This window comes from Dermacoccus sp. Tok2021 (assembly GCF_019895135.1).
Lineage (GTDB): Bacteria > Actinomycetota > Actinomycetes > Actinomycetales > Dermatophilaceae > Dermacoccus > Dermacoccus abyssi.
The window spans coordinates 42,587-58,833 of sequence record NZ_JAGTHU010000009.1 but is presented as its reverse complement, the minus strand read 5'-3'; the positions used below and the strand labels follow the sequence as shown (position 1 = coordinate 58,833).

Here is a 16,247-nt window from a genome sequence, read left to right as displayed (position 1 = left end):
ATAGACTCGCGCCCGTTGTCCTGTTCCCGTCGAGAGGCCCACCCCGTGCCACGTCGCGCACCCACTTCGTCGGGTTACCGCCCGGCGCTCGACGGACTTCGTGGCGTCGCCGTCCTCGCCGTTCTCGTTTTTCACCTCTGGCCGGCGGGGGTTCAGGGCGGCTGGCTCGGTGTCGACCTCTTCTTCGTCCTGTCGGGTTACCTCATCACGAGTCTGCTCGTGCGCGAGTACGCCCGTTCGGGCCGCGTCGACCTGCGCCGCTTCTGGACTGCCCGCGCCCGACGCCTGCTGCCCAGCCTCATCACCGTGCTCATCGCGGTGCTGGCGGCGGCAGCTTTCTGGACACCCCCGGGACGACGCAGCTCGGTGGCGCTCGACACTCTCGCGACGCTCTTCTACGTCCAGAACTGGCGCCTCCTCGCGAGCAACGAGGCCTACTTCGACGCCAACGGCGTTCCCTCTCCGCTGCGCCACGCCTGGTCGCTGGCCATCGAGGAGCAGTACTACCTCCTCTTCCCGCTGCTGTTCCTCTTCCTCGCGCGGTATGTCCACCGCCGCTGGACGCTCGCGCTCGTCTTCGCCGTCGCTGCCGCCGCCAGTGCTGCCTGGATGGCCTACCTCTACGTGCCGGACGTCGACCCGACGCGCGTCTACTACGGCACCGACACCCGCGCCTTCGAACTGCTCATCGGCGCTGCGATCGGCGCGTGGGTCGGTCCGAGCCAATGGGGGCACGAACGCCCGTCGCGCTGGGTCGAGACCATCTCGAAGCTCGCCTGGCCGAGCCTCGCGGCGCTGCTCGTTGCGTTCGTCGCCCTCTCCGAGGATTCGCCGCTCGTCTTCCGCGGCGGCCTCGTCGTCGTCTGTCTTCTGACGCTGCCCGCGATCCTCGCCGCGGCGTCACCGCACGCGAACGCCTTTCAGCGGGCGTTCTCGTTCGAGCCGCTGCGGCAGATCGGCCTCATCAGTTACGCGTTGTACCTGTGGCACTGGCCCGTACACGTCTTCCTCTCGCCTGAGCGTCTGGGCATGAGCACCGCTGCCGCCGCGCTCGTGCAGGCCGTGCTGTCGATCGTCTTCGCGACGCTGACCTACCGCTACCTCGAGGCGCCGATCCGGGCGGGTGGACTGCGCGGTCTGGTGCCCCGCTCGCCCAGGATCTCCCGCCTGGTCGCGGTGACGGCCTGTGCTGCCGTCGCCGTGGGTACGGTTGCGCTCCCGAGGGTCACCAGCGGTATCCCGACCGAGGAGACCGGTGCGGGAGGCGGCGAACTCACGTACGCGGTGCCGTCGTACCAGCCGGGCGCCTCGCAGCGCGTCGTCGTCGTGGGTAACTCCATTCCGCACAGCCTCATGGTGAACTTCCCGTCCACACGGTTCACCGACCTCGACGTCTCGGAGTCGACGAGCTTCGGCTGCACCACCTTCCCCGGTCAGCAGATCCTCAACGGCAAACCTGCCCCCATCCCCGCGGCCTGCCGCACGTTCTGGAACAACTGGCACCTCGGGCTCTTCGAGGCAGACACGATGCTGTACTTCCTGCCGCAGAACCTGCTCGACGACTACGAGGTCGACGGCCGACGGCTGAAGGCGGGCAGCGCCGAGCACGACGCCTTCATCCGTTCCTCGCTCGACTCGATGCTCGCCAAGTCCAAGGAATCCCGGGTGAAGCGCCCGGTGCTGCTCGACCTCGCCTGCCACGAGATGCCGACGTTCGGCCAGAATCCGCCGTCCCTCAACGACACCGCGAAGGTGCGTCACCTCAACGGGGTCGCCAAGCATTGGGCTGCGCAGAACAAGGTGCAGTTCCTGTCGCAGTTCGACCGGCTGTGCCCCGGCGGCACGTACCACGGCAAACTCAACGGCCAGGAGCTCTACGAGGACGCCCTGCACTACACATCCGTCTCAGGACCCATCATGTGGTCGTGGATCGCACCGCAGATCCGCAAGGACACCGCGAAGTGAGCCTTCACGCCGTCATCCTCGCGGGCGGCTACGGCTCACGGATGATGCCGCTGACGACACGCACGCCGAAGCATCTTCTCCCGATCGGTGACGAGCCCGTCATCGCTCACCAGCTTCGTCGCCTCGCCGCCGCGGGAGTGGACTCCGTGACGTTGGCGACCGCCCACCACGCCGAGGCCTTCCTGCCGGCGCTCGGCCACGGTGAGCGCTTCGGGCTCCACCTGCGCTACACCCGTGAGCCCGAGCCGCGGGGCACCGGTGGCGCGCTGAAACACGCGTGCGCCGGGCTCACGCTTCACCCGGACGACGCGCTCGTCGTCATCAACGGCGACCTCGTGAGCGACCACGACCTCGCCGCGCACGTGCGCGCGCATGTCCACGCCGGCGCACCCCTGGCGACGATCCACGCGCGACCGGTCGATGACGCGAGTGCCTTCGGCCTGCTCCATCTCGACGGTGACCGCATCACCCGGTTCGAAGAGAAGCCCGCCGGCGCACCTGCCGGTTTCGTCAACGCCGGCACGTACGTCGTCAGCCCGTCATTGCTCGATCTCATCCCGGCCGGCGAGGTGGTCTCGCTCGAGCGGGACGTGTTCCCCCGAGCCGTGGCGCTCGACGAGGGTGTGCGGGTCTACCGCGAAGACGCGCGCTTCGCCGACATCGGAACACCCGCCGCGCTGCTCGCGGCAAACCTGGCGTGGGCCCGGGATCACGTCCCGAGCGACCGCCCGAACGCCACGAGTGTTCTGCTCGGCGCCCAGGTCGCCCCCACGGCTCGCGTCGAGCGCTGCCTCGTCATGCCGGGTGCCCAGATCGGCGCCGATGCGGTGCTCACCGACAGCGTGCTCGGGCCGGGCTGCGTCATCGGTGACGGCACGCGCCTCGAGGGTTGTGTTCTGGGCGACGGGGCTCGGGTGAGCCCCGGGCTGCGACTCGCCGACGCCGTACTGGAGGTCGACGAGCGCCGCTGAACGAGTCTCACTCAGCCGGGCGACCCGATATCAGTGCTCGGCGTCCTGCCAGCTCGCGCCGGTGCCGACGTTGACGTCGAGCGGAACGTCGAGATCGGCGGCCGATCCCATCTGTTCACGCACGAGCTTCTCGACGGCCTCGCGTTCACCCTCGGCGATCTCGAGGATGAGTTCGTCGTGCACCTGGAGCAGGACGCGCGAGGCGTACTCGCCGTCGCGCAATGCCTCGTCGACGCCGAGCATCGCCTTCTTCATGATGTCGGCCGCGCTGCCCTGGATGGGCGCGTTGAGCGCCATGCGCTCGGCCATGTCGCGGCGCTGACGGTTGTCGCTCGCGAGGTCGGGCAGGTAACGGCGGCGGCCCATCATCGTCTCGGTGTAACCGACGGCGCGCGCGTCGTCGACGACATGACGCAGGTAGTCACGCACCCCGCCGAAGCGCTCGAAGTAGCCGTCCATGAGGCGCTGGGCCTCGGCGGTGGAGATGCGTAGCTGCTTGCTCAGGCCGAAGGCCGACAGGCCGTAGGCCAGGCCGTACGACATGGCCTTGACCTTGGCGCGCATCTCGGGCGTGACGCCGTCGGGCTCGACGCCGAAAACGCGGGAGCCGACGAAGCGGTGCAGGTCTTCGCCCTCGTTGAACGCGTGGATGAGGCCCTCGTCGCCGGACAGGTGCGCCATGACGCGCATCTCGATCTGCGAGTAGTCGGCCGACATGAGGCACTCGTAGCCCTCACCCACGACAAACACGCGTCGGATGCGGCGGCCCGACTCGGTGCGGATCGGGATGTTCTGCAGGTTCGGGTCGGTGGAGCTCAGGCGGCCCGTGGCCGCGATCGTCTGCTGGTACGTGGTGTGGATCCGGCCGTCGTCGGCGACCGACTTGATGAGACCGGCCACGGTCGAACGCAGCTTCGAGGAGTCGCGGTGGCGCAGGAGCGCCTCGAGGAAGGGGTGCGGCTCCTTCTCGTAGAGGTCGGCGAGAGCCTCGGCATCCGTCGTGTAGCCGGTCTTCGTCTTCTTCGTCTTCGGCATACCGAGCGTCTCGAAGAGCACTGTCTGCAGCTGCTTGGGCGAACCGAGGTTGACCTGCTCGCCGCCGATCGCGTCCCACGCGTCGTGCTGAGCCTGGACGACGAGAGCGTCGTAGTCGCTCTCGAGGTTCTGCAGCTTGTCGAGGTCGACGGCGATACCCGCCTTCTCCATGCCGGCGAGGACGTCGACGACGGGCATTTCGAGGTCGGCCATGAGCTCGGTGCCCCCGACCTCGGCGACGGCCTCGTCGAGCGCCGTGGCGAGCTTGGCGACGGCCGCTGCGCGTGCCATGACGTCGTCGGTCTCGGCCGTGTCGGTGCCGCCGAGGTCGAGCATGCCCTGACCGGTGGCAGCGTCACCCGCCTGCGGGAGCTCGATGTGGCAGTAGCGCAACAGGAGGTCGTCGAAGCCGTACGAGCGCTGGTCGGGTCGCACGATGTAGGCGGCGATCGCGGTGTCGCTCGTCAGGCCGCGCAGCGTGAGGCCGCGCGCGTCGAGGGCGTGCATCGGGCCCTTGGCGTCGTGCAGCGCCTTCGGCTTGGACTCGTCGGCGAGCCAGGCGGCGAGGGCCTTCTCGTCGTCCGGTGTGAGCGCGGTGAGGTCGATGTAGAGCGCGCGACCGTCGTCACCTGCGAGACCGATGCCGGCAGCGTCACCGGTGCCGCGAGCCCAGGTGCCGAGGACGTGGACGCCGGTGCGTCCGGTGAGTGAGGCCAGGGCCTTCTCGGCGCCGCCCTCGGCAACGACCTCGCCGTCGACGTCGACGTTGCCCTCGGCCTCCGGCTCGCTCGTACCGAGCGTGGCGAAGAGGCGGTCGCGCAGCACCTTGAACTCGAGACCGTCGAAGACGCGGTGCACCTCGTCACGGTTCCAGTCCGCTCGCACGAGGTCGTCCGGTCCGAGCTCGAGCGGGACGTCGGTGAGCAGCTGGTTGAGGCGGCGGTTGCGCAGCACACCGTCGAGATGGGCACGCACGGACTCGCCGGCCTTGCCCTTGATCTGGTCGATGGAGGCGACGAGACCGGTGAGGTCGCCGTAGGTCGTGAGCCACTTGGCGGCCGTCTTCGGGCCGACGCCGGGCACGCCGGGCAGGTTGTCGGACTTCTCACCGACGAGGGCCGCGAGGTCGCTGTAGCGCTCGGGCGGAACGCCGTACTTCTCCTCGACGGCGGCCGGCGTCATGCGCGTGAGCTCGGAGACGCCCTTGACCGGGTACAGGACGGTGACCTTGTCCCCCACGAGCTGCAGGGCGTCTCGGTCACCGGAGCACAGGAGCACCTCGTCGAAGCCCTGATCGACGGCCTGCGTGGTCAGGGTGGCGAGGATGTCGTCGGCCTCGTAGCCGTCGAGTTCGATGTGCGCGACGCCCATGGCGTCGAGCACCTCCTTGACGAGGCTGACCTGCCCCTTGAACTCGTTCGGCGTCGTGGCGCGCCCCGCCTTGTACTCGGCGTACTCCTCGGTGCGGAACGTCTGACGCGACACGTCGAAGGCCACACCGAGGTGGGTGGGTTCGGTGTCGCGCAGGACGTTGATGAGCATCGAGGTGAAGCCGTACACGGCGTTCGTGTGCTGCCCCGTGGAGGTGGAGAAGTTCTCCGCGGGCAGCGCGAAGAACGCCCGGTAGGCGAGGGAATGACCGTCCAGCAACAACAAGCGCTTCACACATGGCAGCCTATGTCCCGACACTGACAACCCGAAAGGCGACCGACATGACCGACGCTTCCCGCCCCTCCTCCGCCGCGGAGAACCGCCCCGCCACCGACGAGGAACTCGCGATGCTGCGCGAGATGAGCAGGGGAACGCTCGACGAGCGCATGGGCATCGAGATCGTCGAGGCCAGCGCCGAGCGCGTCGTCGCGACGATGCCGGTGGAGGGAAACACCCAGCCCTACGGTCTCCTCCACGGCGGCGCGAACGTCGTCATCGCCGAAAGCGTGGGTTCGATCGGTGCGGCAATAGCCGCGGGCCCGGGCCGCTACGCGGTCGGCCTCGACATCAACGCCACGCACCACCGCTCGGCGCGTTCGGGCATCGTGACGGCGACGGCGACCGCCTTGTCGCTCGGTCGCACGCTCGCGGCCTACGACGTCGTCATCACCGACGACCAAGGGCGACGCACCTGCACGGCACGCATCACGTGCATGCTGCGCGACCAGTGAACTGAGCGCAGAGTCAGTCGCCGAACTCGGCGATGACACCGTCGCAGACCTGCTGCATCGACAGGCGCCGATCCATGGCCGTCTTCTGGATCCACCGGAAGGCGGCCTGCTCGTCGAGGCCGAGCTTCGTCGTGAGCAGCCCCTTGGCACGGTCGAGCGACTTGCGCGCCTCGAAGCGCGTCTTCATCTCCTCGAGTTCGTCGCTGAGCGACCGGGTGTCTCTCCAGCGACGCAGCGCGACGGTGAGCGCCGGGCCGAGGTCGTTCCAGGTGAACGGCTTGACGACGTAGCCCATGACGCCCGCGTCGCCGGCACGGTCGACGAGGTGCTTGTCGCTGAACGCGGTGAGCAGCACGACGGGCGCGAGGTGCTCGCGGCCGATCTCCTCTGCGGCGCTGATGCCGTCCTTGGCCGGCATCTTGACGTCGAACACGGCCAGGTCGGGGCGATGCTCGCGAACGGCGGCGAGTGCTGCCTCGCCGTCGGAAACCGCCGCGACGACGTCGTAGCCGCCCGCCTCTAGCATCTCGACGAGGTCGAGGCGGATGAGGGCCTCGTCCTCGGCCACCACGACGCGGGGAAGGGTGTTCGTCGGTTCAGGGCTGTTCGTCGTCACCCGGAGCATCCTAAGCCCGCGTCGAACACGACTCGATCACGCAGCCAATCATGCTTTGGAGCGGGAGAACTCCGACGCCGCGCGAATCTGCTCGTCGGTGGGACGCACGCCCGTGTAGAGGACGAACTGCTCGGCGGCTTGGAGTGCGATGACCTCTGCCCCGGTGATGACGCTCTTGCCGCGCTCACGCGCCGCCGCGATGAGTGGGGTCTCGCTCGGCTTGGCGACGACGTCGACGATCCAGTCCGCAGCGTCGATCTCCTCTTCGGTGAAGCTGAGTTGGCCCTCCCCTTCGCCCCCGGCCATGCCGAGCGGCGTGACGTTGACGAGGACGCGAGTTCCCTCCGGCACCTCGCGCGAGTGCTCCCAGCCGTACTGTTCGGCGAGGGCACGGCCCGTGTCCGCGTTGCGCGCGACGACGGTTCCGTGGGTGAATCCCGTGTCCCGACAGGCTGCGACGACGGCCTTGCCCATGCCGCCGCTCCCCCGCACGGCGATCGTCAGGTCGGTCGGCACGCCGTGGCTCGCCAGGAGTGAGGCGACGGCCGAGTAGTCGGTGTTGTACCCGGTGAGGACTCCGACGTCGTTGACGATCGTGTTGACCGAATCGATGGCCTTCGCCGACTCGTCGAGGCGGTCGAGCATCGGGATGACCTGCTCCTTGAACGGCATGCTCACCGCGGCGCCACGGATCGGAAGGCCCCTGATGCCCGCCACGGCCTGCTCGAGGTCAGTGGGCGAGAACGCCTTGTAGACGTAGTCGAGCCCGAGTTCGTCGTAGAGGCGGTTGTGGAAGCGCGTGCCGATGTTGCTCGGGTTGCCCGACATCGAGATGCACAGCTGAGTGTCCTTCGAGAGCATGGCTCAACCCTACTGAGGCGCCGCGAGGGCTTCACCCCGGCGCTCTACGGGTACGCGGCCCACTGGGCGACACACCCTGCTGAGCGCCCAAGAGCTCACCGAGGTTGCTGAGCCGCTCTTCGGGGAACGGATGCGTCGACCAGGTGTCAAGGTACGCGCCCCGATCGACGGCTGCGACGCCGTCATAGATCAACCGCGCCAAGCTCGGACGTCGACGTGAAGCGATACGCACGACGGTCGTCGCTCGAGGTGATCAACAGCAGGATGTGGTTCTCGGTAGCGAGGCATCCGACGATCGTCGCGTCAGGTTCGCGGTGAAGAACGAAGCTCGCAGCGCGCGACGACTCCGTCGCCAGGGTCCAGGCAGCATCGAGGAAGTCGGCCAGCACGTCCGAGACGTAGCTCGCCCGAACCGTCAGCGTGAAACCGTCGCTCGCCGTGAGGGAGCAGTCCGTCCACCCGGAGGAGCCGAGAGCGAACGCGATCGCCTCCAACTCGCGCGGTACGTCCTGGAAACCGAGGTGCGAGTCGAGTTCGGTCATTCATTTCTCCAGTGAGAGGACGAAGGCCCTCGTCCGGTGCCGGACGAGGGCCTTGCGGGCCCGCCATTCCTGACGGACCTCCTGTGTGCCGACGGGGGGATTCGAACCCCCACGCCCGAAGGCAAAGCATTTTGAGTGCTCCGTGTCTGCCGTTCCACCACGTCGGCGCGTGACCCGGACATGCTAGCCGACGCCGGGCCCGTCGCCGTCATCGGGACAGCCCATGGCCACAGACGCGAAACACCCCCGACAGCGCACGGAAACGTGGGCTTGTCAGGGGTGTTTCGAGACCGGTCGGCCGATCAGGCCTCGGTGCCCACCGCGTTGTACGCAGGAGCCACCCGGTTCTTCGCGTCACCCATCTTGTGGACGCGGAGTGCATTCGTCGAGCCGGGGATTCCGGGCGGAGAGCCGGCCACGATGACGACGAGGTCGCCCTCGGACACGCGACCGTCGCCGAGGAAGATCTCGTCGACCTGCTGCGCCATCTCGTCGGTGTGACGCACCTTCGGGCGGCAGATCGTCTCGATGCCCCACACGAGCGCCAACTGGGCGCGCACGACCGGGTCGGGCGTGAACGCGACGATCGGCGTGCTCGGGCGCAGACGCGACATGCGCTGCGCGGAGTCACCGGTGGTCGTGAAGTTGATGAGGTACTTGCAGTCGAGCTCGGTGGCCACGACGACGGCTGCCTTCGTCACGACGCCGCCCTTGGTGTTCGGCTTCGTGCCGAGCACCGGAACGCGGTCGAGACCGTGATCCTCGGTGGAGGCGATGATGCGCGCCATCGTGCGGACCGTCTCGACCGGCCACGCGCCGACCGAGGTCTCCCCGGAGAGCATGACGGCGTCGGCGCCGTCGAGCACCGCGTTGGCGCAGTCGGAGGCCTCGGCGCGCGTCGGGCGCGGGTTCTCGATCATCGACTCGAGCACCTGCGTGGCGACGATGACGGGTTTCGCCGCACGACGGGCGAGCTCGACGGCCCGCTTCTGCACGAGCGGGACGTCTTCGAGCGGGAGCTCCACACCGAGGTCACCGCGGGCCACCATGATGCCGTCGAACGCCTCGACGATCTCCTCGAGGTTGTCGACGGCCTGCGGCTTCTCGACCTTGGCGATGACGGGACGACGAATGCCCTCCTCGTCCATGATCTCGTGGCAACGCACGATGTCGGCGGCGTCACGAACGAACGACAGGGCGATGAGGTCCGCACCGGCCTTGAGCGCCCAGCGCAGGTCGGCCTCGTCCTTCTCGGACAGGGCCGGCACGCTGACTGCAACGCCGGGCAGGTTGATGCCCTTGTTGTTCGACACCGTGCCTGGCACGACGACCTCGGTGATGACGTCGGTGTCGGTCACCTCGACGGCACGCAGTGCGACCTTGCCGTCGTCGACGAGCAGGTCGTCGCCGACCTTCACGTCACCCGGCAGGCCCTTGTACGTCGTACCGACGCGCTCGGCGTTGCCGTCGACGTCCTCGATCGTGATGGTGAAGCGGTCGCCCTTGGCGAGTTCGACCGGGCCACCCGAGAAACGAGCCGTGCGGATCTTCGGGCCCTGCAGGTCGGCCAGGACGCCGACAGCGCGACCGGTTGCCTCGGCGGCAGCGCGGACGTTGTCGAGTCGCGTCTGGTGCTCGTCGTACGAGCCGTGCGAAAGGTTGAAGCGGGCCACGTCGAGGCCGGCCTCGACGAGTTCACGGATACGTTCGGGGGTTTCGGATGCGGGACCTAGAGTTCCTACGATCTTTGCGCGACGCATGCCTCAACCCTAGCCCCCGTCGAAGGCACACATCACGCGGTATCGCGCGCTGAGACCCCGGAATTGCCCTACTGGTGAGTACCTGCTCGGGGACGCCGAAGGCCCCCGTCCGCGTGCTGCGAACGAGGGCCTTCGAGGCTGCGATCAGACCGTCAGCGGACGATCCGTGGGCGCGATCGGCGCCGGGAGCGTCGAGTCGCCCATGAGCCAGGTGTCCACGCCGTGGGCCGCCGAACGGCCCTCGGCGATGGCCCACACAATGAGCGACTGACCTCGGCCGCAGTCACCTGCAACGAACACGCCGGGCACGCTCGACATGAAGTTCGCGTCACGGCTGACGTTGCTGCGCTCGTCCTTCTCGACGCCGAGCTGCTCGAGCAGACCTTCGCCCTGCGGGCCGAGGAAGCCCATGGCGAGGAGTACCAGCTGCGCAGGGATGACCCGCTCGCTGCCCTCGACCTCGTTGAACTTTCCGTTCTCGAACGTCACCTCGACGATTTTGAGGCCTGTGACGTTGCCGTCGGCGTCGCCCATGATCTCCTTCGTCGACGCCGAGTAGACACGCTCGCCGCCCTCCTCGTGCGCCGAGGCGACACGGAAGATCATCGGGTAGGTCGGCCACGGCTGGTTGGCCGGACGCTCCTCGCCGGGCTGCGGCATGATCTCGAGGCTCGTCACCGACTTCGCGCCCTGACGCAGCGCCGTACCGATGCAGTCGGCTCCGGTGTCGCCACCACCGATGACGACGACGTCCTTGCCGGTCGCGAGGATCTGACCCTCGACCTCGCCGCCGAGTGCGACGCGGTTGGCCTGGGGCAGGTACTCCATCGCCTGGTACGTGCCCGTGTGCTCACGCCCCGGCACCGGCAGGTCGCGACGCACCGTCGCGCCCATCGCGAGGACGACGGCGTCGTAGCGCGAGCGCAGCTGCTCCGCCGTCAGCGTCACGCCGATCTCGGTGTTGCAGCGGAAACGGGTGCCCTCGGCCTTCATCTGCTCGATGCGACGATCAAGTATGCCCTTCTCCATCTTGAACTCGGGGATGCCGTAGCGCATCAGGCCACCGGGGGCGTCGTCGCGCTCGAACACGGCGACGGTGTGCCCGGCGCGCGTCAGCTGCTGCGCGGCGGCGAGGCCCGCGGGCCCCGAACCGACGACGGCGACCGTCTTGCCCGTCAGGCGAGTCGGCACCTGCGGCGTGACGTAACCACGCTCGAAGCCCTCCTCGACGACCGTCTTCTCGACCTGCTTGATCGTGACGGCGGGCTGGCTGATGCCGAGCACGCACGCCGTCTCGCACGGCGCGGGGCACAGGCGTCCGGTGAACTCGGGGAAGTTGTTCGTGGCGTGGAGGCGCTCGATGGCCTCCTCCCACTCACCCTTCCACGACAGGTCGTTCCACTCGGGGATGAGGTTGCCGAGGGGGCAGCCCGAGTGACAGAACGGGATGCCGCAGTCCATGCATCGGCCGGCCTGACGCTGCAGGGTGCCGAGCTGCTGCTCCTCGTACACCTCCTTCCAGTCGCGGATGCGAACGGGAACGGGGCGACGTTCGGGCAGCTCGCGCTCCCGGGTCTTGAGGAATCCGCGGGGGTCAGCCACGTCAACTCACCTCCATGATCTTGTCCCACACCTGGGCGCTGTCGGGGTCGACGCCCATGCCTTCGGCGTCCTTGCGGATGCTCAGCACGCGCTGGTACTCACGCGGCGTGACGAGCGAGAAACGGACGAGGCTCGCAGGCCAGTCGTTCAGCAACGACTCGGCGACGGACGAACCCGTCTCGGCGGCGTGCTTCGTCAGCAGCTCCTTGACGACGTCCTCGTCCTCGGCGCGCAGACCGGTGACCTCGACGAGCTCGCGGTTGACGAGGTCGGCGTCGAGATCGAGGACGTACGCCTCACCGCCCGACATGCCGGCCGCGAAGTTTCGTCCAGTCGCGCCGAGGATGAGCACGCGACCACCGGTCATGTACTCGCAGCCGTGGTCGCCCACGCCCTCGACGACGGCCGTCGCTCCCGAGTTGCGGACGCAGAAGCGTTCGCCGACCTTGCCGCGCAGGAAGATCTCACCGCTGGTCGCGCCATAACCGATGACGTTGCCCGCGATGGCGTTCTCCTCGGCGAGGAGGGCCGTCTCGGTATCGGGACGGATGATGATGCGCCCACCCGACAGGCCCTTGCCCACGTAGTCGTTGCCCTCGCCGACGAGCCGCAGCGTCAGGCCCTTCGGGATGAAGGCGCCGAAGCTCTGCCCGCCCGCACCGCGCAGCGTGATGTCGACGAAGTCGTCGTGGAGCAATTCATCGAGGTAGCGCTTGGTCAACTCGTGGCCGAGCATCGTGCCGACGGTGCGGTTGACGTTCGACACCTTCGTCTCGAACGCGACCGGCGTCTTGTGCTCGATGGCGTCCTTCGCCTTCGCGATGAGTTCGTTGTCGAGCGCAGCGTCGAGGTGGTGATCCTGACCCTGGGTGTTGAACAGCTCACCGCCGAACGGCATCTCCGCCTTCGCGAAGATCGGCGCGAGGTCGAGACCACTGGCCTTCCAGTGCTCCACGGCCTCGTCGGTGTCGAGCGCCTCGACGTGCCCGACGGCCTCCTCGATCGAACGGAAACCGAGCTCGGCGAGGATCTCGCGCACCTCCTCGGCGATGTACTCGAAGAACGTCTCGACGAACTCCGGCTTGCCGCTGAAACGCTCGCGCAGCTCCGGGTTCTGCGTCGCGATGCCGACCGGGCAGGTGTCGAGGTGACACACGCGCATCATGATGCAGCCGCTGACGACGAGGGGCGCGGTTGCGAAACCGAACTCCTCCGCGCCGAGCAGCGCGGCGATGACGACGTCACGGCCCGTCTTGAGCTGGCCGTCGGTCTGCACGACGATGCGGTCGCGCAGGCCGTTGAGCAGCAGCGTCTGCTGCGCTTCGGCGAGGCCGAGCTCCCACGGCCCACCGGCGTGCTTGAGCGACGTCAGGGGTGAGGCACCCGTGCCGCCGTCGTGGCCGGAGATGAGCACGACGTCCGCGTGGGCCTTCGAGACACCGGCGGCGACGGTGCCGACGCCGACCTCGGAGACGAGTTTGACGTGGATGCGCGCGCTCGGGTTCGCGTTCTTCAGGTCGTGGATGAGCTGCGCGAGATCCTCGATCGAGTAGATGTCGTGGTGCGGCGGCGGCGAGATGAGACCCACGCCGGGCGTCGCATGACGCGTTCGCGCCACCCACGGGTACACCTTCGGCCCGGGCAGCTGACCGCCCTCGCCGGGCTTCGCGCCCTGCGCCATCTTGATCTGGATGTCGTCGGCCTCCGTGAGGTACAGCGACGTCACGCCGAAGCGACCCGAGGCGACCTGCTTGATCGCCGAACGACGCTTCGGGTCGAGCAGGCGATCGACGTCCTCGCCGCCCTCTCCGGTGTTCGACTTCGCGCCGAGACGGTTCATCGCGATCGCGAGCGTCTCGTGCGCCTCCTTCGAGATCGAGCCGTACGACATCGCACCCGTCGAGAAGCGCTTGACGATGGCGCTCGCCGGCTCCACCTCGTCTATCGAGATCGACGGACGGTCGGAGGCGAACTTGAACAGCCCGCGCAGCGTCATGAGCTCCGCCGACTGGTCGTCGACGGCCTGCGTGTACTGCTTGAAGATGTCGTAACGACGTGCGCGCGTCGAGTGCTGCAGGCGGAACACCGTCGTCGGGTTGAACAGGTGCGGTGCTCCCTCGCGGCGCCACTTGTACTCGCCACCGACCTCGAGCTCGCGGTGCGCGGGGCCCTGGCCGTCGCTCGGGTAGGCCTTCGCGTGACGCGCCGCGACCTCAGCCGCGATGACGTCGAGACCGATGCCGCCGAGACGCGACGTCGTCGCGGTGAAGTACTCGTCGATGACCTCCTGGCTGAGGCCGAGCGCCTCGAACACCTGGGCGCCGCGGTAGGAGGCGACGGTCGAGATGCCCATCTTCGACATGACCTTGAGCAGGCCCTTGCCGAGCGCCTTGATGAGGTTCTTGACGGCCTGCTCGGGCGTCGTGTCACCGAGCGCACCCTCGTGGGCGAGCTGCTCGACGGACTCCATCGCGAGGTACGGGTTGACGAGCGCCGCACCGTAGCCGACGAGCAGCGCGACGTGGTGGACCTCGCGCACGTCGCCGGCCTCGACGACGAGCCCGACCTGCAGACGCGTCTTCTGACGGATGAGGTGGTGGTGCACCGCCGCCGTCAGCAGCAGCGACGGGATCGGCGCGAACTCGGCGTTCGAGTCACGATCGGACAGGACGACGAAGCGGTGACCGTCGGCGATCGCCTGGTCGACCTCGGCGAAGATGCCCTGCAGGCGTGCCTTGAGCGCGCTCGCACCACCGTCGACGCGGTACGTGCCGCGGATGACGTACGCCGCGAAGCCGGCGCGGTCGCCGTCGGCGTTGATGTGGACGATCTTGGCGAGCTCGTCGTTGTCGATGACGGGGAAGCCGAACTCGACCTGCTTGACGTGCTCGGGGCCGTCGGTGAGCAGGTTGCCCTCCGGACCCATCGTCGTGCCGAGGCTCGTGACGAGCTCCTCGCGGATCGCGTCGAGCGGCGGGTTCGTCACCTGCGCGAACAGCTGCGTGAAGTAGTCGAACAGCAGGCGCGGGCGCGAGCTGAGGACGGCGACGGGTGTGTCGGTGCCCATCGAACCGAGCGCCTCGGCGCCCGTCGATGCCATCGGCGTCAGCAGGATCTTCAGCTCCTCGTTCGTGTAGCCGAACGTCTGCTGACGGCGCGTGACCGAGCTGAGCGAGTGGGTGATGTGCTCACGATCCGGCAGGTCGCCGACCTTGACGATGCCCTCGTCGAGCCACTGCTGGTACGGGCGCTCCGCGGCGAGCTGGGACTTGATCTCGTCGTCGGGAACGATGCGCCCGGCCTCGGTGTCGATGAGGAACATGCGGCCCGGCTGCAAGCGGCCGCGTTCGACGACGTCCTCGGGCGGCAGGTCGAGCACGCCGGCCTCGGAGGCGAGGACGACGAGGCCGTCCTTGGTCACCGAGTAGCGGCCGGGGCGAAGGCCGTTGCGGTCGAGAACGGCACCGATGAGGCTGCCGTCGGTGAACGTGACGCACGCAGGGCCGTCCCACGGCTCCATGAACGCTGCGTGGTACTCGTAGAACGCGCGGCGAGCGGCGTCCATCTCGGCGTGGTTCTCCCACGCCTCGGGGATCATCATGAGCACGGCGTGCGGCAGGCTGCGGCCCGACAGGTGGAGCAGTTCGAGCGTCTCGTCGAACGTGGCCGAGTCGGAGGCGTCCGGCGTGCAGATCGGCAGCAGACGCGAGATGTCGCCCGGCAGGACGTCGCTCTCGAGCTGCGACTCACGCGCGCTCATCCAGTTGCGGTTACCGCGGACGGTGTTGATCTCACCGTTGTGCGCGATGAAGCGGAACGGGTGCGCCAGCGGCCAGCTCGGGAATGTGTTCGTCGAGAAGCGGCTGTGCACGAGGGCGAGGGCCGTCGCGAAACGCTCGTCGGACAGGTCCGGGTAGAACTGCTCCAGCTGCGCGGTGGTGAGCATGCCCTTGTAGACCATGGTGCGCGCCGACAGGGACGCGAAGTACACGTCGAGGTCGTGCTCGGCACGCTTGCGGGCGCAGAAGGCACGACGATCGAGTTCGAGGCCGCTGACGCTCCCGTCGGCAGCCGCGAGGAAGACCTGGCGGAAGACGGGCATCGTCTCGCGGGCCGACTCACCGACGACGCTCGGGTCGACCGGAACGTCGCGCCAGCCGAGAACCGTGAGGCCCTCCTCCTCGGCGATGGCGTCGAACTTCTCGCCGACGGCCCACTGACCGTCCGCATCCTGCGGCAGGAACGCGATACCGACGGCGTACTCGCCCTTGGCCGGCAGGTCGAAGTCGACGACGGCGCGCAGGAACTCGTCGGGAATCTGGGTGAGGATGCCGGCGCCGTCACCGACGAGCGGGTCGGCGCCGGTGGCGCCGCGGTGGTCGAGGTTCGTCAGGGCCAGAAGGGCTGCATCGACGATGTCGTGGCCGCCGTGGCCGCGCATCGTCGCGACGAGAGCGACACCGCAGGCGTCGTGCTCGAAGGTGGGGTCGTACAGCCCCTGGGCGGATGGTTGGGCGGAGAAAGCATGCGCTGACATGGCTCACCGTCCTGTTCGTCGTCGGGACGCACGCATCGTCGTGAGACGGCACGTGCGTCGAGCAGTGTTCGGAACAAACCGCGGGACGGCGTTGGCCTGCGGGCCCGAGAAGACTATCGCCTGTCGGGCGTTTTCGCTCAGAAAGCGGACACCCTCATCTCACTGAATGAAATGAGGGCGTCATCGTGCGAACGGC

At 68.3% G+C, this 16,247-nt stretch carries 10 protein-coding genes and 1 tRNA gene; 3 read left to right on the top strand and 8 right to left on the bottom strand.

Going from position 1 to position 16,247, the window contains the following annotated elements; translation table 11 throughout:
• The first annotated feature begins 45 nt into the window (after positions 1-45).
• Positions 46-1,965, top strand: a complete 1,920-nt coding sequence (locus tag K9D12_RS15250; protein ID WP_223059788.1) for an acyltransferase — start codon at positions 46-48, stop codon at positions 1,963-1,965.
• Entirely contained in the window at positions 1,926-2,936 is a 1,011-nt protein-coding gene (locus tag K9D12_RS06990; RefSeq protein WP_223059787.1) for an NDP-sugar synthase, read from the top strand. The genes K9D12_RS15250 and K9D12_RS06990 overlap by 40 nt, the downstream gene beginning before the upstream one ends.
• A 30-nt stretch (positions 2,937-2,966) precedes the next feature.
• Here the strand turns inward: K9D12_RS06990 and polA are convergent, their stop codons facing one another.
• Positions 2,967-5,636 carry a DNA polymerase I gene (gene polA, locus K9D12_RS06985; RefSeq protein ID WP_223059786.1) on the bottom strand — a complete coding sequence of 890 codons (2,670 nt, stop codon included), beginning with the start codon at positions 5,634-5,636 and terminating at the stop codon, positions 2,967-2,969.
• 47 nt (positions 5,637-5,683) lie between these two features.
• Here polA and K9D12_RS06980 point away from each other — a divergent pair, with 47 nt between their 5' ends.
• Entirely contained in the window at positions 5,684-6,133 is a 450-nt protein-coding gene (locus tag K9D12_RS06980) for a PaaI family thioesterase (protein ID WP_129663361.1), read from the top strand.
• 13 nt (positions 6,134-6,146) lie between these two features.
• Here K9D12_RS06980 and K9D12_RS06975 read toward each other — a convergent pair whose 3' ends face one another.
• The 7 genes from K9D12_RS06975 to gltB form a co-directional block, all read right to left on the bottom strand.
• Complete coding sequence (locus K9D12_RS06975) at positions 6,147-6,749, bottom strand: response regulator (RefSeq protein WP_322612261.1); 603 nt, start codon at positions 6,747-6,749, stop codon at positions 6,147-6,149.
• Between the two features lie 48 nt (positions 6,750-6,797).
• Entirely contained in the window at positions 6,798-7,610 is an 813-nt protein-coding gene (locus K9D12_RS06970) for a shikimate 5-dehydrogenase (RefSeq protein WP_223059784.1), read from the bottom strand.
• Between the two features lie 182 nt (positions 7,611-7,792).
• Positions 7,793-8,152 carry a hypothetical protein gene (locus K9D12_RS06965; protein WP_223059783.1) on the bottom strand — a complete coding sequence of 120 codons (360 nt, stop codon included), beginning with the start codon at positions 8,150-8,152 and terminating at the stop codon, positions 7,793-7,795.
• An 86-nt stretch (positions 8,153-8,238) separates the two neighbouring features.
• Positions 8,239-8,319, bottom strand: a tRNA-Leu gene (locus K9D12_RS06960).
• A gap of 135 nt (positions 8,320-8,454) precedes the next feature.
• Positions 8,455-9,912, bottom strand: coding sequence for a pyruvate kinase (gene pyk / locus K9D12_RS06955; RefSeq protein WP_223059782.1), 1,458 nt, complete (start codon positions 9,910-9,912; stop codon positions 8,455-8,457).
• 144 nt (positions 9,913-10,056) lie between these two features.
• On the bottom strand, positions 10,057-11,514 hold the full coding sequence (locus tag K9D12_RS06950; protein ID WP_223059781.1) for a glutamate synthase subunit beta: 1,458 nt from the start codon (positions 11,512-11,514) through the stop codon (positions 10,057-10,059).
• Between the two features lies 1 nt (position 11,515).
• Positions 11,516-16,051 (bottom strand): glutamate synthase large subunit, encoded by a 4,536-nt coding sequence (gltB, locus tag K9D12_RS06945; RefSeq protein ID WP_223059780.1) that lies wholly within the window; start codon positions 16,049-16,051, stop codon positions 11,516-11,518.
• Positions 16,052-16,247: the final 196 nt, after the last annotated feature.

Coding starts and splice junctions, on each gene's coding strand:
- K9D12_RS06970 (WP_223059784.1), bottom strand. CDS start 7,610: ATGCTCTCGAAGGACACTCAGCTGTGCATCTCGATGTCGGGCAACCCG.
- pyk (WP_223059782.1), bottom strand. CDS start 9,912: ATGCGTCGCGCAAAGATCGTAGGAACTCTAGGTCCCGCATCCGAAACC.
- K9D12_RS06965 (WP_223059783.1), bottom strand. CDS start 8,152: ATGACCGAACTCGACTCGCACCTCGGTTTCCAGGACGTACCGCGCGAG.
- gltB (WP_223059780.1), bottom strand. CDS start 16,051: ATGTCAGCGCATGCTTTCTCCGCCCAACCATCCGCCCAGGGGCTGTAC.
- K9D12_RS06980 (WP_129663361.1), top strand. CDS start 5,684: ATGACCGACGCTTCCCGCCCCTCCTCCGCCGCGGAGAACCGCCCCGCC.